This is a genomic window from Streptomyces sp. NPDC050439, assembly GCF_040655335.1.
GTDB lineage: Bacteria > Actinomycetota > Actinomycetes > Streptomycetales > Streptomycetaceae > Streptomyces.
The window spans coordinates 562,493-579,195 of the sequence record NZ_JBFAJT010000002.1; the positions used below are offsets into that span (position 1 = coordinate 562,493).

16 protein-coding genes are annotated in these 16,703 nt (G+C 71.7%); 11 read left to right on the forward strand and 5 right to left on the reverse strand.

The window, feature by feature from the left end:
- Window positions 1–41 precede the first annotated feature (41 nt).
- Both AB0I66_RS09710 and AB0I66_RS09715 read left to right on the forward strand, forming a co-directional pair.
- Window positions 42–1,472: an amidase gene (locus AB0I66_RS09710; protein WP_363207219.1), complete on the forward strand. Its 1,431-nt coding sequence runs from the start codon at window positions 42–44 to the stop codon at window positions 1,470–1,472.
- Window positions 1,473–1,479: 7 nt separating this feature from the next.
- Complete coding sequence (locus AB0I66_RS09715; RefSeq protein WP_363207859.1) at window positions 1,480–1,950, forward strand: type II toxin-antitoxin system PemK/MazF family toxin; 471 nt, start codon at window positions 1,480–1,482, stop codon at window positions 1,948–1,950.
- Here AB0I66_RS09715 and AB0I66_RS09720 read toward each other — a convergent pair.
- Window positions 1,904–2,779, reverse strand: a complete 876-nt coding sequence (locus tag AB0I66_RS09720; protein WP_363207220.1) for a TIGR02452 family protein — start codon at window positions 2,777–2,779, stop codon at window positions 1,904–1,906. The two genes, AB0I66_RS09715 and AB0I66_RS09720, sit on opposite strands and share 47 nt — an antisense overlap.
- Window positions 2,780–3,034: 255 nt before the next feature.
- Here AB0I66_RS09720 and egtA point away from each other — a divergent pair, with 255 nt between their 5' ends.
- Genes egtA through egtD form a run of 4 tightly spaced genes read left to right on the forward strand, consistent with a single transcriptional unit; the run spans window position 3,035 to window position 7,420 of the window.
- Window positions 3,035–4,381: an ergothioneine biosynthesis glutamate--cysteine ligase EgtA gene (egtA, locus tag AB0I66_RS09725; protein ID WP_363207221.1), complete on the forward strand. Its 1,347-nt coding sequence runs from the start codon at window positions 3,035–3,037 to the stop codon at window positions 4,379–4,381.
- A complete protein-coding gene (gene egtB / locus AB0I66_RS09730) occupies window positions 4,378–5,706 on the forward strand; it encodes an ergothioneine biosynthesis protein EgtB (protein ID WP_363207222.1) in 1,329 nt (442 codons plus the stop codon). Before egtA ends, egtB begins: the two co-directional genes overlap by 4 nt.
- Complete coding sequence (gene egtC / locus AB0I66_RS09735; RefSeq protein ID WP_363207223.1) at window positions 5,706–6,461, forward strand: ergothioneine biosynthesis protein EgtC; 756 nt, start codon at window positions 5,706–5,708, stop codon at window positions 6,459–6,461. The genes egtB and egtC overlap by 1 nt, the downstream gene beginning before the upstream one ends.
- Complete coding sequence (gene egtD / locus AB0I66_RS09740; RefSeq protein ID WP_363207224.1) at window positions 6,458–7,420, forward strand: L-histidine N(alpha)-methyltransferase; 963 nt, start codon at window positions 6,458–6,460, stop codon at window positions 7,418–7,420. Before egtC ends, egtD begins: the two co-directional genes overlap by 4 nt.
- On the opposite strand, the gene AB0I66_RS09745 is transcribed toward egtD, so the two are convergent.
- On the reverse strand, window positions 7,404–8,660 hold the full coding sequence (locus AB0I66_RS09745; protein ID WP_363207860.1) for an extracellular solute-binding protein: 1,257 nt from the start codon (window positions 8,658–8,660) through the stop codon (window positions 7,404–7,406). The genes egtD and AB0I66_RS09745 overlap by 17 nt on opposite strands.
- 308 nt (window positions 8,661–8,968) lie before the next feature.
- Between AB0I66_RS09745 and AB0I66_RS09750 the strand changes: the two genes are divergently transcribed.
- Entirely contained in the window at window positions 8,969–9,190 is a 222-nt protein-coding gene (locus AB0I66_RS09750) for a dodecin (RefSeq protein ID WP_160509111.1), read from the forward strand.
- Between the two features lie 28 nt (window positions 9,191–9,218).
- Here AB0I66_RS09750 and AB0I66_RS09755 read toward each other — a convergent pair whose 3' ends face one another.
- Window positions 9,219–9,707 carry an HAD family acid phosphatase gene (locus AB0I66_RS09755; protein ID WP_363207225.1) on the reverse strand — a complete coding sequence of 163 codons (489 nt, stop codon included), beginning with the start codon at window positions 9,705–9,707 and terminating at the stop codon, window positions 9,219–9,221.
- Between the two features lie 102 nt (window positions 9,708–9,809).
- On the opposite strand from AB0I66_RS09755, the gene AB0I66_RS09760 reads away from it, so the two are divergent.
- The 3 genes from AB0I66_RS09760 (at window position 9,810) to AB0I66_RS09770 (ending at window position 14,274) form a co-directional block, all read left to right on the forward strand.
- Entirely contained in the window at window positions 9,810–10,823 is a 1,014-nt protein-coding gene (locus AB0I66_RS09760) for an LLM class flavin-dependent oxidoreductase (protein WP_363207226.1), read from the forward strand.
- A gap of 39 nt (window positions 10,824–10,862) precedes the next feature.
- On the forward strand, window positions 10,863–13,208 hold the full coding sequence (locus AB0I66_RS09765) for an excinuclease ABC subunit UvrA (protein ID WP_363207227.1): 2,346 nt from the start codon (window positions 10,863–10,865) through the stop codon (window positions 13,206–13,208).
- A 196-nt stretch (window positions 13,209–13,404) separates the two neighbouring features.
- On the forward strand, window positions 13,405–14,274 hold the full coding sequence (locus AB0I66_RS09770; RefSeq protein WP_363207228.1) for a glycoside hydrolase family 16 protein: 870 nt from the start codon (window positions 13,405–13,407) through the stop codon (window positions 14,272–14,274).
- Window positions 14,275–14,306: 32 nt separating this feature from the next.
- Here the strand turns inward: AB0I66_RS09770 and AB0I66_RS09775 are convergent, their stop codons facing one another.
- Complete coding sequence (locus AB0I66_RS09775) at window positions 14,307–15,101, reverse strand: SDR family oxidoreductase (protein WP_363207229.1); 795 nt, start codon at window positions 15,099–15,101, stop codon at window positions 14,307–14,309.
- A gap of 80 nt (window positions 15,102–15,181) precedes the next feature.
- Window positions 15,182–16,102, reverse strand: a complete 921-nt coding sequence (locus tag AB0I66_RS09780) for a helix-turn-helix domain-containing protein (RefSeq protein ID WP_363207230.1) — start codon at window positions 16,100–16,102, stop codon at window positions 15,182–15,184.
- 156 nt (window positions 16,103–16,258) lie between these two features.
- On the opposite strand from AB0I66_RS09780, the gene AB0I66_RS09785 reads away from it, so the two are divergent.
- The gene (locus AB0I66_RS09785) at window positions 16,259–16,690 is read left to right on the forward strand and encodes a Rid family hydrolase (RefSeq protein WP_363207231.1); all 432 of its coding nucleotides are present in this window, start codon (window positions 16,259–16,261) and stop codon (window positions 16,688–16,690) included.
- Window positions 16,691–16,703: the final 13 nt, after the last annotated feature.

Below are 16,703 nucleotides of genomic sequence, written 5' to 3' on the forward strand. Positions count from 1 at the left end.
TAGCGTGCCTGCACCTGCCCGTCGATCAAAGGTGCCCCCACATGACTGTCGACCGTGCCGATGGACTCGCGCGCACCGCCCGCGCGCTGGCCGACGGAGAAGTGTCCGCACGTGAGCTGACGGAACGGACGCTGGCGCGGATCGAGGCCTCCCAGCCCACGCTCAACGCGTTCAAGCTGGTGCGGGCCGAGGCCGCGCTCGCCGAAGCGGACGCCGCCGACCGGGAGTTGGCGTCCGGCGGGGCGGGGCGGCCGCTGCTCGGCGTGCCGCTCGCCGTCAAGGACGACACCGACATGGCGGGCGAGCCGACCGCGTTCGGATGCCGGGGCGACTTCCCGCCGAAGAAGGAGGACGCCGAGTCGGTGCGCCGGCTGCGGGCGGCCGGAGCGGTGATCGTCGGCAAGACCAACACGTGCGAGCTCGGGCAGTGGCCCTTCACGGAGGGGCCCGGCTTCGGCGACACCCGCAACCCCTGGCACACCGGCCACACTCCCGGTGGTTCGTCGGGCGGCTCGGCGGCCGCGGTCGCCGCGGGCCTGGTGCCCGCCGCGCTCGGCTCGGACGGCGCGGGCTCGGTGCGCATACCCGCGGCCTGGACCCACCTCGTCGGGATCAAGCCGCAGCGCGGCCGCATCTCGACATGGCCCTGGCCCGAGGCCTTCAACGGCATCACCGTCAACGGCCCCCTCGCGAGGACCGTCGCCGACGCGGCCCTGCTGCTTGACGCGGCGAGCGGCAACCACGGCGGTGACCTGCACAAGCCGCCCGTCATCAGTGCTGCGGACGCGGCGACCCGCGAGCCGGGGCGGCTGCGGATCGCCCTCTCCCTGCGCATGCCGTTCACCGCGACGCCCAAGCGGCTGCACCCCGTGGTGCGGCGCAAGGTCATGGTCCTCGCCGACCGCCTTGCCGCCCTCGGACACGACGTGGTGGAGGACGACCCGCGCTACGGCCAGATCGGCCTCGGCTTCGTGCCCCGCGGCACGGCGGGCATCGCGGACTGGGCCCGCGAGGTGCCGGACCCGAGCCTGCTCGACCCGCGGACCAAGGAAGCGGCCCGCCTGGGCCGACTGCTCGGCGGCGCCCCGCTGCGCCTGGCCCGCCGCGCCGAGGGCGCCCTGCACCGCAGGATCGGCGCGATCTTCTCGACGTACGACGTCGTCCTCACGCCCACCACCGCCACTCCCCCGCCGCGGATAGGCACCATGGCCGCCCTCAGCGGCTGGCGAACCGACCAGGCCATGATCGCGGCCTGCCCCTACGCGTGGACATGGAACGTCCTTGGCTGGCCCGGCGTCAACGTCCCCGCGGGCAGGGTGGGCGACGGCCTTCCGGTCGGCGCGCAACTGCTCGGACCCGCGAACAGCGAGCCGCTCCTGATCTCACTCGCCGCACAACTGGAGGCCGATCAGCGCTGGTACGAGCAGTGGCCCGCGATCTACGGTGGCCCGCGTGACAGCCAACACCGATGACCCGCAGATGTCCGCACACCCGGGCCGTACCGGCCGCACCGCCACCACCGAGGCCCAGCCGCGCGAGGTCGGCCGGGTGCAGACGACGTACGCACCCGCGCACGACGGCGATCCCGACCCCGGCGAGATCGTCTGGACGTGGGTGCCCTACGAAGAGAACGACGGGCGCGGCAAGGACCGCCCCGTCCTGGTCGTCGCCCGCGAGGCGCGCGGCACGCTGCTGGCGGTGCAGCTCTCCAGCAAGCAGCACGCGAATGACCGGATTGGGGCCTCCCCTGCTCGAGCGAAGTCGAGAGCTTGGGGAAGGGTGCCGATCGGCAGCGGGCCCTGGGACCGTGAGGGGCGCGAGTCCTGGGTGGACATCGACCGGGTCCTTCGGGTGCACGACGCGGGCATGCGGCGCGAGGCGTGCGCGCTCGACCGGATGCGGTTCAACCTCGTCGTGCGGCGACTTCAGGAACGCTACGGCTGGCGCTGAACGCTTCCTCGAAGGCGGCCCGCGTCACCGTGCCGCGCGTACGGTCGAGCACCCCGAACACGATGTGCCCGAAGTACCCGTGGAACCGGCCGCCTTCGTCGAGCAGCACCCGGAACGCGTCCGCCACCTGGGCGGGGTCGTTCTGGAAGACCCCGCAGCCCCACGCGCCGAGCACGAGCCGCCGGTAGCCGCAGGCGGCGGCGGTCTCCAGGACCCGCTCGGCGCGCCGGGCCAGGGCGGCCGGAAGATCCTTCACGCGTTCGGGGGCCTGGCGCAGCACGACGCCCGCGTTCGGCGCCGCCGAGGTCAGGAAACCGACCTCGTACGCCTGGTCGAGCAGCCGTCCCTTGTCGTCGCGGAAGACCGGCACGGCCGGGGAGTGGATCACGCGGTCGGTGTAGAAGGGGTCGCGGTGGGCGCGGTGGTGGTCGTAGAAATCGCGGGCCGAGCGCACGCACGTGTAGAGGGCCGAGGCGCGGCAGAGTGCCTCTTCCTGCGCCTGGGCGCCGTTCAGATAGCCGCCGCCGGGATTGCGCGCGGAGGAGAAGTTCAGGACGGCCACCGGGCCCCCGCCCGCGGCCGTCAGCCGCCGCGCGGCCTCCAAGCTGCTCTCCCCGGTGACCTCGACTACCGTGGAGATCAGCTCTGGCGGCGGCACGGGAGTCACCGCAGTCACATCCAGGGCCGCCGGACCGAACATCCGCGTGCCGGAGCGCGCGGCGTCCACGGCATCCGCGATCACCACCTCGTGGCCACCCGGAGCGACGTACCGCCCCGCGGCCACGATCTCCTCGGTCTGCTGCGCGATTCCGCGCAGTCGCGCACTCATGCCGACTCCCCCGAACCGGACGTTTTTCCGTCCCCCGACTCACACATGAACGCATCGTGAGCTTTCACCGACGCCCGCCGCAACAGAATTCCCTGGCACCGGCATGGCCCCAGGGGCACTCTTGTGCGAACGGCCGTCAGGGTCTTGGGTGGTGTGAGCGCTGCCGACCCCGACCGGCCCCGGCCACCCCGACCGAGTCGGCCGGGTGGTCCACAACCGCTGGACCAGGCAGGACTTGAACAGGAGGACCTCAGCATGCCCGAGGGTGACTGTACGACGTACCGCGCGAAGTACGGCACCGCGGTATCCGAGTCCGAGGCAGAGGCGCTGGTCGCCGGCATCTGCTTCAAGACCGGGCCACCGCGCATCACCGGTGTCGAACTGGAATGGCTGATCCACGAGCCGCACCGGCTCCATCTGCCCGTGTCCCCCGCCCGCCTGGAAGCGGCCTACGCCGCACTGCGGGCCCTGCCCCTGCACTCCCTGATCACCGTCGAACCAGGCGGCCAGCTGGAGCTCAGCTCGCTCCCCGCCGCCTCGCTCATGGAGTGCGTGACCGCCGTATCGGCGGATCTCTCCCTCGTACGCGATCGCCTCGCCGCCCTGGACCTGACGCTCACCGGGCTCGGTGCCGATCCCTGGCGCCCGCCGTCGCGCATCCTGCACCGGCCGCGCTATGACGCGATGGAGTGCTACCTCGACCGCACGGGTCCCGCGGGCCGCCGCATGATGTGCTCCACGGCGTCCGTGCAGATCTGCCTGGACGCGGGGCACGAGGAGCCGGGCCCGCTCGGCTACGGACGCCGTTGGCGGCTCGCGCATCTGCTGGGCCCCGTACTGGTCGCCGCGTTCGCCAACTCCCCGTTCCAGAACGGGCGTTACACCGGCTGGCGTTCCACGCGGCAGGCCGTATGGGCATCCGTCGCCCCGGGCACGTCGGGCGCACCGCCGCTGGACGTGGAGCCGCGGGCGGCCTGGGCCCGGCACGCCCTGGACGCGCCGGTGATGTTCGTCAGATCCCAGGACGGCGACGACGACGCGCCCTGGGCCGTCCCGGAGGGGCTGACCTTCCGTGACTGGGCCCGCTCGGGGGCGCCGCGCCCGCCCACGCGCGACGACCTCGACTACCACCTGACCACGCTCTTCCCGCCCGTACGTCCGCGCGGTCACCTGGAGCTGCGGATGGTCGACGCCCAGCCGGGACAGCACGGCTGGATCGTGCCGCTCGCGGTGACGAGCGCGCTGTTCGACGACCCGCAGGCCGCCGAGACCGCCTACCGCACCGTGAAGCCGCTGGCCGAGCGCGCGTGCCCGCCGGGTGCGCCCGCGGCGCCGCGCAGCCCGCTGTGGCTGGACGCGGCACGGGACGGGCTCACCGACCCGGAGCTGCGCGAGGCCGCGGCCGCGTGTTTCGCGGCGGCCCTCGACGCGCTGCCCCGCCTCGGCGCGGGCACCGAGGTGTGCGAGGCCGTCGCCGCGTACGCCGAGCGGTATGTCGCGCGCGGCCGCTGCCCCGCGGACGACCTGCTCGACGGCAATCCGCACGGCCACGGCCACCACCACGACCACGAACACGAGCACGAGAAGGGCATCCTCCGATGACCGGAACCGTCAGCGATCCCGATGCGCTTCGCCGACGCGCCCAGGCGGCTCTGCTGGCCGCCAGGGACCGCACCTCGCTCCTCACCACGTGCATCGAGGAGCCCGAACTGACCGCACAGCACTCGCCGTTGATGTCGCCCCTGGTCTGGGACCTCGCCCACATCGGCAACCAGGAGGAGATGTGGCTGCTGCGGGCGGTGGCGGGCCGTGACGCCATGCGGCCCGAGATCGACGGCCTGTACGACGCCTTCGAGCACCCCCGCTCCGAGCGGCCGAGCCTGCCGCTGCTCGCGCCCGCCGAGGCCCGCCGGTACGCGGCCGACGTGCGCGGGCGGGCGCTCGACGTCCTGGAGAGCACACCCTTCCGCGGTTCGCCGCTGACGGATGCGGGCTTCGCGTTCGGCATGATCGCGCAGCACGAACAGCAGCACGACGAGACAATGCTGATCACCCATCAGCTGCGCTCGGGACCCACGGCGCTCACGGCACCCGACCCCGCGCCCGCGCCGCCGTTCAGCGGCCCCGCCGAAGTCCTCGTACCCGGCGGCCCGTTCACCATGGGCACCTCCGCCGAGCCCTGGGCGCTGGACAACGAACGCCCGGCACACCACCGCCTGGTCCCGCCGTTCTTCATCGACACGACGCCGGTGACCAACGCCGATTTCCAGCGCTTCATCGCCGACGGCGGCTACGAGGAGCAGCGGTGGTGGGCCCCGGCGGGCTGGGACATGGTCCGCGGCAACGGACTCTCGGCGCCGCTCTTCTGGCGCCGAGAGGGCGGCCAGTGGCTGCGCCGCCGCTTCGGGACGGTCGAGGCCGTGCCGCCCGACGAGCCGGTGCTGCACGTCAGTTGGTACGAGGCGGACGCCTACGCCCGCTGGGCGGGCCGGCGTCTGCCCAGCGAGGAGGAGTGGGAGAAGGCCGCCCGGCACGACCCGGCCTCCGACCGCTCGATGCGCTACCCGTGGGGCGACGCGGACCCCACGCCCGAGCGCGCGAACCTGGGCCAGCGCCACCTCCGCCCGGCTCCGGCCGGCAGCTACCCGGCCGGTGAATCACCGCTCGGCGTACGCCAGTTGATCGGCGACGTGTGGGAGTGGACCTCCAGCGACTTCCTGCCCTACCCGGGGTTCGCCCCCTTCCCCTACCGCGAGTACTCGGACGTCTTCTTCGGCGGCGACTACAAGGTGCTGCGCGGCGGGGCGTTCTCCGTGGACGAGGTCGCCTGCCGGGGCACGTTCCGCAACTGGGACCACCCGGTCCGGCGGCAGATCTTCTCCGGGTTCCGCACCGCGCGCGACGCGAGCCCGACGGAGGCCCGCTGATGTGCCGTCACCTGGCCTTCCTCGGGCCGGACGAACCACTGGGCAAGCTCCTAGTGGACCCCGTGCACAGCTTGCTGCGCCAGTCGTGGGCGCCGCGCCACCAGCGCCACGGCACGGTCAACGCCGATGGTTTCGGGGTGGGCTGGTACGCCGACGGTGACCCGGTGCCCGCCCGCTACCGCCGCTCCGGGCCCATCTGGGGCGACCAGTCCTTCGCCGACCTCGCCCGGGTCGTCCGGTCCGGGGCCCTGCTCGCCGCGGTGCGCGACGCGACCGAGGCGGGCGCGGACGGTGAGGCCGCGGCGGCGCCTTTCGCCGCCGGGACCTGGCTGTTCAGCCACAACGGCGCGGTCACGGGCTGGCCCGGCTCGCTGGCCCGGCTGTCGCGCCTCCTGCCGCCCGCGGACCTGCTCTCCATGGAGGCACGCTGCGACTCCGCGCTGGTGTGGGCCATGGTCCTGCGCCGACTGCGCAGCGGTGACGACGAGGGCCAGGCCCTCGCGGACACCGTGACCGAGGTCGCCGAGGCGGCCCCCGGCTCACGCCTCAACCTGCTGCTCACCAACGGCGAGACGATCGCCGCGACCGCCTGGGGCGACAGCCTCTGGTACCTCGCCGAACCGGGCCGCCGCACCGTCGTGGCCTCCGAGCCCTACGACGACGACCCGCACTGGCGGCAGGTCCCCGACCGCACCCTGCTCGCCGCAAGCCGTACCGATGTCCTGCTGACCCCGCTCAAGGAGCCCACCGCGTGAGCCCGTTCCAGCTGACCCGCACCCTGCCCGTGGACGCCACGGACGCCGCTCTGCGCGCCGACGTCCTGCACGGCCTCACCCGAACCCCCAAGACGCTGCCGCCCAAGTGGTTCTACGACGCGCGGGGCAGCGCTCTCTTCGACGAGATCACCACGCTTCCCGAGTACTACCCGACGCGTGCCGAGCGCGAGATCCTGCAGACCCGTGCCGCGGAGATCGCCGCGGCGACGGGCGCGCGCACGCTCATCGAGCTGGGCTCGGGCTCCTCGGAGAAGACCCGCCATCTGATCGACGCGCTCGCGGACCTGCACACCTACGTGCCCGTCGACGTGAGCGAGAGCGCCCTGACCGGCGCCGCCAACACCCTGATCGCCTCGCGCCCCTCCCTGAACGTGCACGCCCTGATCGCCGACTTCACCGGCGGTCTCGCCCTGCCGGGCACGCCGGGGCCGCGGCTCGTCGCCTTCCTCGGCGGCACGATCGGCAACCTGCTGCCCGCGGAGCGCTCGGCGTTCCTGTCGTCGGTGCGCACCCTGCTCTCCCCCGGTGACGCACTGCTGCTCGGCACGGACCTGGTGAAGGACGAGTCGGTGCTCGTGTCGGCGTACGACGACGGGTCGGGCGTCACCGCGTCCTTCAACAAGAACGTCCTGACCGTGATCAACCGCGAGCTCGGCGCGGACTTCGACCCCGACGCGTTCTCGCACGTGGCCGTCTGGGACAGCGAGCACGAGTGGATCGAGATGCGCCTGCGCTCCCTGGCCGCCCAGACGGTGAAGATCCCGGCACTCGATCTCGCGGTCGACTTCGACCGCCACGAGGAGATGCGCACCGAGATCTCGGCCAAGTTCCGCGAGGAGAGCGTACGGTCCGAGCTGTCCGCCGCCGACCTGAAGCTGACCCACTGGTGGACGGACGAGAGGGCACGCTTCGCGCTGTCGCTCAGCGTGGCGCGCTGACGTCCAGCTCCCGGGTGATCCGGCGCGAGGCGGCCTTCGCCTCCGTCGCCGGGTCACCTCCGGCGAGGACCTTGGACATGTACGCCTTGATGGGGTTGTCCGCCTCCACGGCGGCCCACTTCGGCGAGGCCGGTGTCGCCCGGCCCCGCGCGGCGCCCTCGGCCATCGCGGCGACCCCCTCCGATCCCGAGACGGCGGAGGCGAGCGTCGTCTTGTTCGGCACGTAGTTCATCGTCCTGGCCAGGTCGGTCTGCCACTTCTTGCCCGCGAGCGCCTCGATCACGGCGACCGCGCCCGCACGGTCCTCGGTCTTCCCGCGCACCACGAGGTCCGATCCGCCGGTGAAGACGGCACCCGGCTTCGCCGCCGTCTTGCCGGGGATCGGGAAGTAGCCGAGTTTCCCCTTCAGCTTCGGGTTCGCCTCCTCGATGGCGCGCGCCGTCCCGGGCACGGCGACGATCTGCGCCACGTCTCCCTTTGCGAACACCCCGGCCTGCGGCGGATGCTCCTCGTCCGCGTCGCGCGGGCCCTCGCCCAACGCCTGAAGCTGCCGGTAGAAGTCCATGCCCCGCAGCGCCGCGGGCGTGTGCAGGCTGCCCTCCCACACGCCGCGTGACCCCTTGGCCTCCGTGGCGAGCTCGCCGCCCTCGTCCCAGATGAACCCGGCCAGCGTGTACCAGTCCTGGCCTGCCAGGTAGATCCCCTGGTCGCCGCCGGAGTTGAGGCGCTCCGTGTCGGCGATCCACTGCGCGCGTGTCTTCGGCGGCTTCTCGATCCCGGCCCGCGCGAAGAGGTCCTTGTTGTAGATGACGACGCGGTTCGCGGCGTACCAGGGGATGCCGTACTGACTGCCGTTGTAGCGCCCCGGCTCGGCGAGACCCGGCAGCCAGTCCTTCATGCCGAGGTCGCGCGCGGACTCCAGGGTGAGGTCGTAGAGCCCGCCCTCGTCGACGTACTGGGCGACCTGGGTGTTGCCGACCTCGATGACGTCGGGCCCCTCTTCGGCCTTGAGCGCGGCCTTGACCTTGCCGCCGATGCCGGTCCACTCCTGGAGGCGTATCTCGAGGTCGAGGTCGCCGTTGCGCTTCTCGAAGTCCGTGGTGAACCGCTTGATGAACTCCGCCGACGCGCTGCCCCGCATGAGCCACACGGTGACGGTCCGCCGGTCCTCTCCACCGCCCGGCAGGGCACCGCAGCCGGGGAGCAGCGTGGTGGCGGCGAGGACGAGGGTCAGGGACATGGCGACACGGCGGTGCGGTTTCACGTGGGTCACTTTCTGCCTGCGGACAGGGAGGGGCGGCCCGACGCGGGGGGTGAGCGATGGCTCGAACGGGTATGGCTGGAGTTTGGTCTGTACCAATGGGTCGGTCAAGGGGCAACGGCACCGAAATCCGAGATTCCGGTGCCGTTCTCGTCCCGCGGCTCGAACTGGAGGGTGCCGCCGAGCACCGGGCGCCACCGCCTCGCGCACCGCCGTGTGGTGGGGCACGGTGGAGTGACGTCACCACACAGCTGTGACGTCACCACACGGCGGAGAGGAACTGCCTCATGTCCGACCACACCTACCGGGTCACCGAGATCGTCGGCACCTCGCACGAGGGCGTCGATCAGGCCATTCGCAACGGCATCGCCCGCGCCTCGCAGACGCTGCGCTCGCTGGACTGGTTCGAGGTCACCCAGGTGCGCGGCCACATCGAGAACGGCGAGATCGAGCACTACCAGGTGGGCCTGAAGGTCGGGTTCCGCCTTGAGGACGGCGACAGCGCCTGACCCTCACCGTGGGCCGGCGCCCGAACGGTCACGTCCGCCCTTCGCGCTCCTGAGCGTCCTTCAACGCGGCCGACGTGCTCGCCCAGCGCGCCCGTACGACCGTGAAGCCCGCCCGTTCGGCCTCGTCGCACACCAGCTCGTCGTCGTCCACCAGCATCCGGACCTCGCGGGACCTGGAGATCTTCCGCAGGATCTCCAGCTTGGTCCGGCGGGCGGGCCGCCGGTCGTCGTTGCGGCGCATCCAGACGCGCCCCTCCGGGAGCCCTTGGGCCGCGAGCCACGCCACGGTGTCCTCGCGGCACCGCTCGGGCCTGCCCGTGAGGTAGACGACCTCGCACTCGCGCGCGGACTCCAGGGCCAGCTCGACTCCCTGGGCCAGCGGCGGGTCGTCCGGAGCCGCCGCGAAGAAGGATGCCCAGTCCCGCGGCCTGCGCTCCAGGAAGCGCTGGCGGTGCGCGGTGTCCGCGAGGGTGTTGTCCAGGTCGAATACGGCCAGCGGCCTGCTGTCGTCGCTCACGCGCCCAGCCTAGGCAGTTCCTCCGACAGCCTGGCCCGACCCCGGCCCCCTTCCGGCCGCCGGGCCCGGGAATCCTGGCGCCGCTCAGGTGTTGAACCTGTCGTGACCTCAGTGATCGGATCCACCCGCTTCTCCGTCCTCGACCGCTCCCGCACCCGTGAGGGGCACGAGGGACCCGAGGCCCTGCGCGACACCGTGCGCCTTGCGCAGGAGCTCGAAGGGCTCGGGTATCACCGGCTGTGGGTGTCGGAGCACCACGCGGTGCCGGGCGTCGCGGGCTCCGCGCCGACGGTCCTCGCCGCCGCGGTCGCGGCCGCGACGCGCACCATCCGGGTCGGCACGGGCGGCGTGATGCTGCCGAACCATCAACCTCTGGTCGTCGCCGAGCAGTTCGGGGTCCTCGAAGCGCTCTTCCCCGGGCGCGTCGACATGGGGCTCGGGCGCTCGGTGGGGTTCACCGACGGGGTGCGCAAGGCGCTGGGCCGGGACAAGCACGACGCCGAGGACTTCGCCGCGCAGCTCACGGAGCTCCTGGGCTGGTTCCGCGGCACGTCGGACACCGGAGCGCACGCACGCCCCAGCGAGGGCATGACCGTGCCGCCGTTCGTCCTGGCCATCGGCGAGGGAGCCACCGTCGCGGCCCGGGCCGGGCTTCCGATGGTCATCGGCGACATCAGGAGCCGCGAGAAGATGCTGCGCGGCATCGATCACTACCGCGCCACGTTCCGCCCGTCGGAGTGGTCGAGCGAGCCGTACGTGGTCATCTCGGGCACGGTCGCGGTCGCCGCGACCCCCGAGGAGGCCCGCCGCCTGCTGATACCGGAGGCGTGGTCGATGGCGTACTCACGCACCCACGGCACCTTCCCGCCCCTGCCCCCGGCCGAGCGCGTCGAGTCGCCGGACATGACGATGACCGAGAAGGAGCGCGGCTTCTACGAGTCCGGTCTCCTCGGCCACATCCATGGCACGGAGGAGCAGGTCGCCGACGAGCTCGAAATGCTGATCAAGGAGAGCGGGGCCCAGGAAGTGCTGGTCACGACCAGTACGTACGACCGCGAGGCCCTCCTCGACTCCTTCCGGCGCCTGGCTCGGGTCGCGGGTCTGGCCGGGACCTAGAATCGTGGGGTTTGCCCCCGAGCCGCCCACGGAGTCCCCATGCACAGCCCCCACGATCCGTTCGTACGTGTCCGGGGTGCCCGCGAGCACAACCTCCGCGACGTCGACGTCGACATCCCGCGCGATGTCCTCGCGGTCTTCACGGGGGTGTCCGGCTCGGGCAAGTCGTCGCTCGCCTTCGGGACGGTCTATGCGGAGGCCCAGCGCCGCTACTTCGAGTCCGTGGCCCCGTACGCGCGGCGGCTGATCCATCAGGTGGGGGCACCGAAGGTCGGGGAGATCACCGGGCTTCCGCCGGCGGTCTCGCTCCAGCAGCGCCGCTCCGCGCCCACGTCCCGCTCCTCGGTGGGCACGGTCACGAACCTCTCGAACTCGCTGCGCATGCTGTTCTCGCGCGCCGGCACCTATCCCGAGGGCGCCGAGCGTCTCGATTCGGACGCCTTCTCGCCGAACACGGCGGCCGGGGCCTGCCCGGAGTGCCACGGGATGGGCCGGGTGCACGGCACGACCGAAGAACTCCTGGTCCCCGACCCGTCCCTGTCCATCCGCGAGGGCGCCATCGCCGCCTGGCCCGGCGCCTGGCAGGGCAAGAACCTCCGCGACGTCCTCGACGCCCTGGGACACGACGTCGACCGTCCCTGGCGCGAGCTGCCGCAGGCCGACCGGGACTGGATCCTGTTCACCGACGAGCAGCCCGTGGTCACGGTGCACCCCGTGCGGGACGCGGACCGCATCCAACGCCCGTACCAGGGCACGTACATGAGCGCCCGGCGCTATGTGATGAAGACGTTCTCGGATTCCAAGAGCCAGACCCTGCGCACCAAGGCCGAGCGGTTCCTGGCGAGCTCCGACTGCCCCGCGTGCGGCGGCAGCAGGCTGCGCCCGGAGGCGATGGCGGTCACTTTCGCGGGCCGCACGATCGCCGATCTCGCGGCGCTCCCCTTGTCGGAACTCGCCAAGTCTCTTCAGGGCACGGCGAGTTCGGAGGCGGCCCGGGTCCTGGCCGCGGATCTCCTCGCCCGCATCGACACGATCACCGAGCTGGGCCTCGGCTATCTGAGCCCGGACCGCGCCACCCCCACCCTCTCCGCCGGCGAACTGCAACGGCTGCGCCTTGCGACCCAGCTCCGCTCGGGGCTCTTCGGCGTCGTGTACGTCCTGGACGAGCCGTCGGCCGGTCTGCACCCGGCGGACACGGAGTCCCTGCTCACCGTCCTCGACCGGCTCAAGGCCGCGGGGAACTCGGTCTTCGTCGTGGAGCACCATCTCGATGTCATGCGCCACGCGGACTGGCTCGTCGACGTGGGTCCGGACGCCGGTGAGCACGGCGGGCTGGTGCTGCACAGCGGCCCGGTGGCGGACCTGGAGGGCGTCACGGAGTCCGCGACGGCCCGTTTCCTCTTCGGGCGTGAGTCCGCGCCGCCGCGCGAGGTGCGTGACCCGCGCGGCTGGCTGAAGGTGGGCCCCGTCAGCCGGCACAACCTGCGCGAGGTGACGGCCGAGTTCCCGCTCGGCGCCTTCACCGCGGTCACCGGCGTCTCCGGCTCGGGCAAGTCCACGCTCATCGGCGAGGTCACCGAGGACCTCGACGGCGTGGAACGCCTGGTGTGCGTCGACCAGAAGCCGATCGGCCGCACGCCCCGCTCCAACCTGGCCACCTACACGGGTCTCTTCGACGTCGTGCGCAAGGTCTTCGCGGCCACGGACGCGGCACGCACCCGGGGTTACGGAGTCGGCCGCTTCTCCTTCAACGTGGCGGGCGGACGGTGCGAGACCTGCCAGGGCGAGGGATTCGTGAGCGTGGAGCTGCTCTTCCTGCCCAGCACGTACGCTCCCTGCCCGGACTGCGGGGGCGCTCGCTACAACCCCGAGACCCTCGAAGTGACGTACCAGGAACGGAACATCGCGGAGGTGCTCGACCTCACGGTGGAGGCGGCCGCGGAGTTCTTCGCGGACACCCCGGCCGTGGCGCGCAGCCTGCGCACACTCCTCGACGTGGGGCTCGGCTACTTGCGCCTCGGGCAGCCCGCGACGGAGCTGTCGGGCGGCGAGGCCCAGCGGATCAAGCTGGCGAGCGAGCTGCAGCGGGTCAGGCGCGGTCACACGCTCTACCTCCTGGACGAGCCGACCACCGGGCTCCATCCGGCCGATGTCGAGGTCCTGATGCGCCAGTTGCACGGCCTGGTCGACGCGGGCCACTCGGTGGTGGTCGTCGAGCACGACATGGCGGTGGTGGCCGGCGCGGACTGGGTGATCGACCTGGGCCCCGGGGGCGGTGACCAGGGCGGACACGTGGTCGCCGCGGGGCCGCCCGGGGTGGTGGCGCAGACCGCGGGGAGCCGGACGGCGCCGTATCTGGCGCGGGCGATGGAAGGGCGCCGCTGAGGTTGGTACACACCAACTCCTTGACGGCGCACCGGAGTCTGCCTTAAATCAAGTACTGAACAAAGCGGCGGGGTTGATCACTCGCCGCGTTCAGTTCTCGACACCGAATTGTCATGCGCATGCCTTGACAGCCTGTGCGTACGCCTCAGCACTCAGCACCCCCCACTCTCTCGCCACCCCCACGTGAAGCGAAGTGATGACAGTGCATACCTCTTGGCGCCGCCGTGCGGCGCTCACCACAGCCGCCCTGGCCTGCTGTGCGACGGCCCTGACCGGTCTCCCCTCCGGAGCCTCGGCGGCCCCCTCCCCCACCCCCGCCGCGGCGGCCGCCACCTTCACCGACGACTTCAACGGGCCCGCGGGCTCGGCGGTCGACGGCGGCAAGTGGCAGATCGAGACCGGCGACAACGTCAACAACCACGAGCGGCAGTTCTACACTTCGGGCAACAAGAACGCGGCCCTCGACGGCCAGGGCAACCTGGTCATCACCGCCCGCAAGGAGAACCCCGAGAACTACCAGTGCTGGTACGGCCGTTGCGAGTACACCTCGGCCCGCCTCAACACCTCCGGCAAGTTCACGCAGACGTACGGCCATGTCGAGGCCCGCATGAAGGTGCCGCGCGGGCAGGGCATGTGGCCGGCGTTCTGGATGCTCGGCGCCGACATCGGCAGCGTGGGCTGGCCCCAGAGCGGTGAGATCGACGTCATGGAGAACGTCGGCTTCGAGCCGAGCACCGTCCACGGCACCCTGCACGGCCCCGGCTACTCGGGCTCCGGCGGCATCGGCGCGGGTTACACCCTGCCCGGCGGCGAGGCGTTCGCGGACAAGTTCCACACCTTCGCCGTGGACTGGTCACCGAACAAGGTCACGTGGTCCGTGGACGGCAACGTCTACCAGACCCGCACCCCCGCCGACCTCGGCGGCAAGCAGTGGGTCTTCGACAAGCCCTTCTTCCTGATCCTCAACCTCGCGGTCGGCGGCTACTGGCCCGGCGACCCCGACGGCAACACGAGCTTCCCGCAGCAACTGGTCGTCGACTACGTCCGTGTGACCACCAACGACTAGGCGTCGCGGGCCAACGGGGTGAGGCGGCTTCGCTACGGGACGATCGCGTCCACGTAGCCGCCGTCCACCCTGAGTGCGCCGCCCGTCGTGGCCGAGGCCAGGGGGGAGCTGAGGTAGACCACCATGTGGGCGATCTCCTCCGGCTCGATGAGCCGCTGGATCAGGGACTGCGGGCGGTGCTTGACCATGAACTCCCGCTGAGCCTCGTCCCAGGGCAGGGCGGGGTCGACCAGCTCGTACACGAAGTCCTCCACGCCGCCGGTGTGCGTGGGGCCCGCGATCACGGAGTTGACGGTCACGCCCGATCCGGCGGCCTCCTTCGCGAAGCCCCGGGAGACCGCGAGGAGCGCCGTCTTCGACGTGCCGTAGTGGATCATCTCAGCCGGGGTGACGAGCGCCGAGTCGCTGGCGATGTTCTGGACACGGCCCCACGCGCGGTCCTTCATGCCCGGCAGATAGTGGCGGATCATGCGGACGGCGGTCAGTACGTTGACCTCGAAGTAGCGGCGCCATTCGTCGTCGCTGATGTCGAGGGCGGGCTCCGCGCCGAAGATGCCCAGGTTGTTGATGAGGATGTCCGCCCGGGGAACGGCCGCGAAGACCTGTGCGGCGCCCTCGTCGGTGGAGATGTCGCCGGGGGCCGGGAAGAACTCGGCGGCGCCGTGCTCCCCCTTCAGCCGGTTGACGGCCTTGTCGACGGAGGCGGCCGAGCGGCCGTTGACGGCCACCCGGGCGCCCGCCTTGGCCAGGCCGGCCGCGATGGCCGCCCCGATCCCCTGGGTAGATCCGGTGACGAGGGCGGTCTTGCCGGAGAGATCGACGAGCATGTTGTGTTACCTCCTGCTGCGTGCGGTGCGACTGGGCGGCCCCAAGCGTGGCCTCCGTCCTGTCCCCGATGTCCAGTAGATCATTCAGGCGGTTTCGGTGGCTTCGCGTGAAGCTTTCTGTAGGCGGTGGGGGTTACTCCCACCTCCCTTCGGAAGAGCGTCCGGAAATTGGCGGCCGACCCGAATCCCGTCGTCCCGGCGATCCTCTCCACGGACCGGTCCGAGGTCTCCAGAAGCCGGCGCGCGTCGAGAATCCGCTGCAGGGTGACCCACTGCATGGGTGGCAGGCCCGTCTCGCGCACGAAACGACGGACGAGGGTCCGCCGCGACAGCAGGCTGTGGTCGGCGAGCCGCTGCACGGTGATCGCGGCCCCCAGGTTGTCGAGGACCCACTCGCGCGTTGCCCGCAGGCTGTCGCGCGGCGGTGCGGGCGCGTCCCTGTACTGCGGTTCGTTCGCGCCACGGGTGGAGGAGAAGACGAGGTCCTTTGCCACGCCGTCCGAGGCGGCCTTACCGAAGTCCCTGTCGACGACATGGAGGCATGCGTCGATTCCGGCGCCGCCGCCCGCGCACGTGAGAATGGCGCCGTCCTCGGTGAACACGCGATTCTCGACGACGTCCACGCGCGGATAGGCCAGACGGAGTTCCTCGGTATGGCGCCAGTGCGTCGTGGCCGACCTGCCGTCCAGGATTCCGCAGGCCGCGAGCGCGAACACCCCTGTGCAGATGGCCACGACACGGGCACCCCGTTCGACGGCGATCCGCAGCGCCTTCAGGTAGGCGTCCGGGACCGGGACGTGCGGTTCCTCGTAACCGGGCACGACGACGATGTCGGCGGTTTCGACGTCGGCGAGCGAGGCCCCGCCGCTCACGTCTCCGCCCGCATCTCCGCTCACGTCCCCGCGCACGAGGACGCGATAGCCCGGATGCCGCCCGAAGACGTGCTCGGGGATGCTGACGTCGAGCGCGAACACCCGCGGCATCACCAGGATCGCGACCACCGTCCGGCCTTCTGCACCTTCAGCGAATCCCAACTGCTCCCCCTCGTACCATCGCGGACCTGGGTCAGGACCTGATGCCGGCTCTGGCACGATCCTTGCCCTAAGTGGCACAGCCGATCCTGGTCCGCCCCTGGACCGCCTCATACCGTCGACCTCATGAGCAGCGCACAGCAAGTCGAGAGTTTCGGCGTCCCGTGGGAGAAGACCTACGGGTACGCACAGGCGGTCAGACGCGGCGACACCATCTATCTGTCCGGCCAGGTGTCCCACAGCGGTACGGAAGTGATCGCCCCCGCCCCCGTCGATGATGCCGGACGGGTCACCGACTTCTCCCGCACGGGCGAGCAATTGCGCCAGTGCTACGCCAACGCGGCGGAGTTGCTCGGGCGCTTCGGCGCATCGCTCGACGACGTCGTCGAGGAAGTCATCTACGCCCTCGACGTCGAGGCGACCGACGCCGCGGCGGGGCCCGTGCGCAAGGAGGCCTACGGGCGGCCGGACCCGCAGGTGGCCAGCACGATGGTCGGCACCCCGCGGCTGGCTTTCCCGGAGCTCCTGGTCGAGGTCAAGTTCACCGCCCGGGTCTGACGGGCAGCCGCTT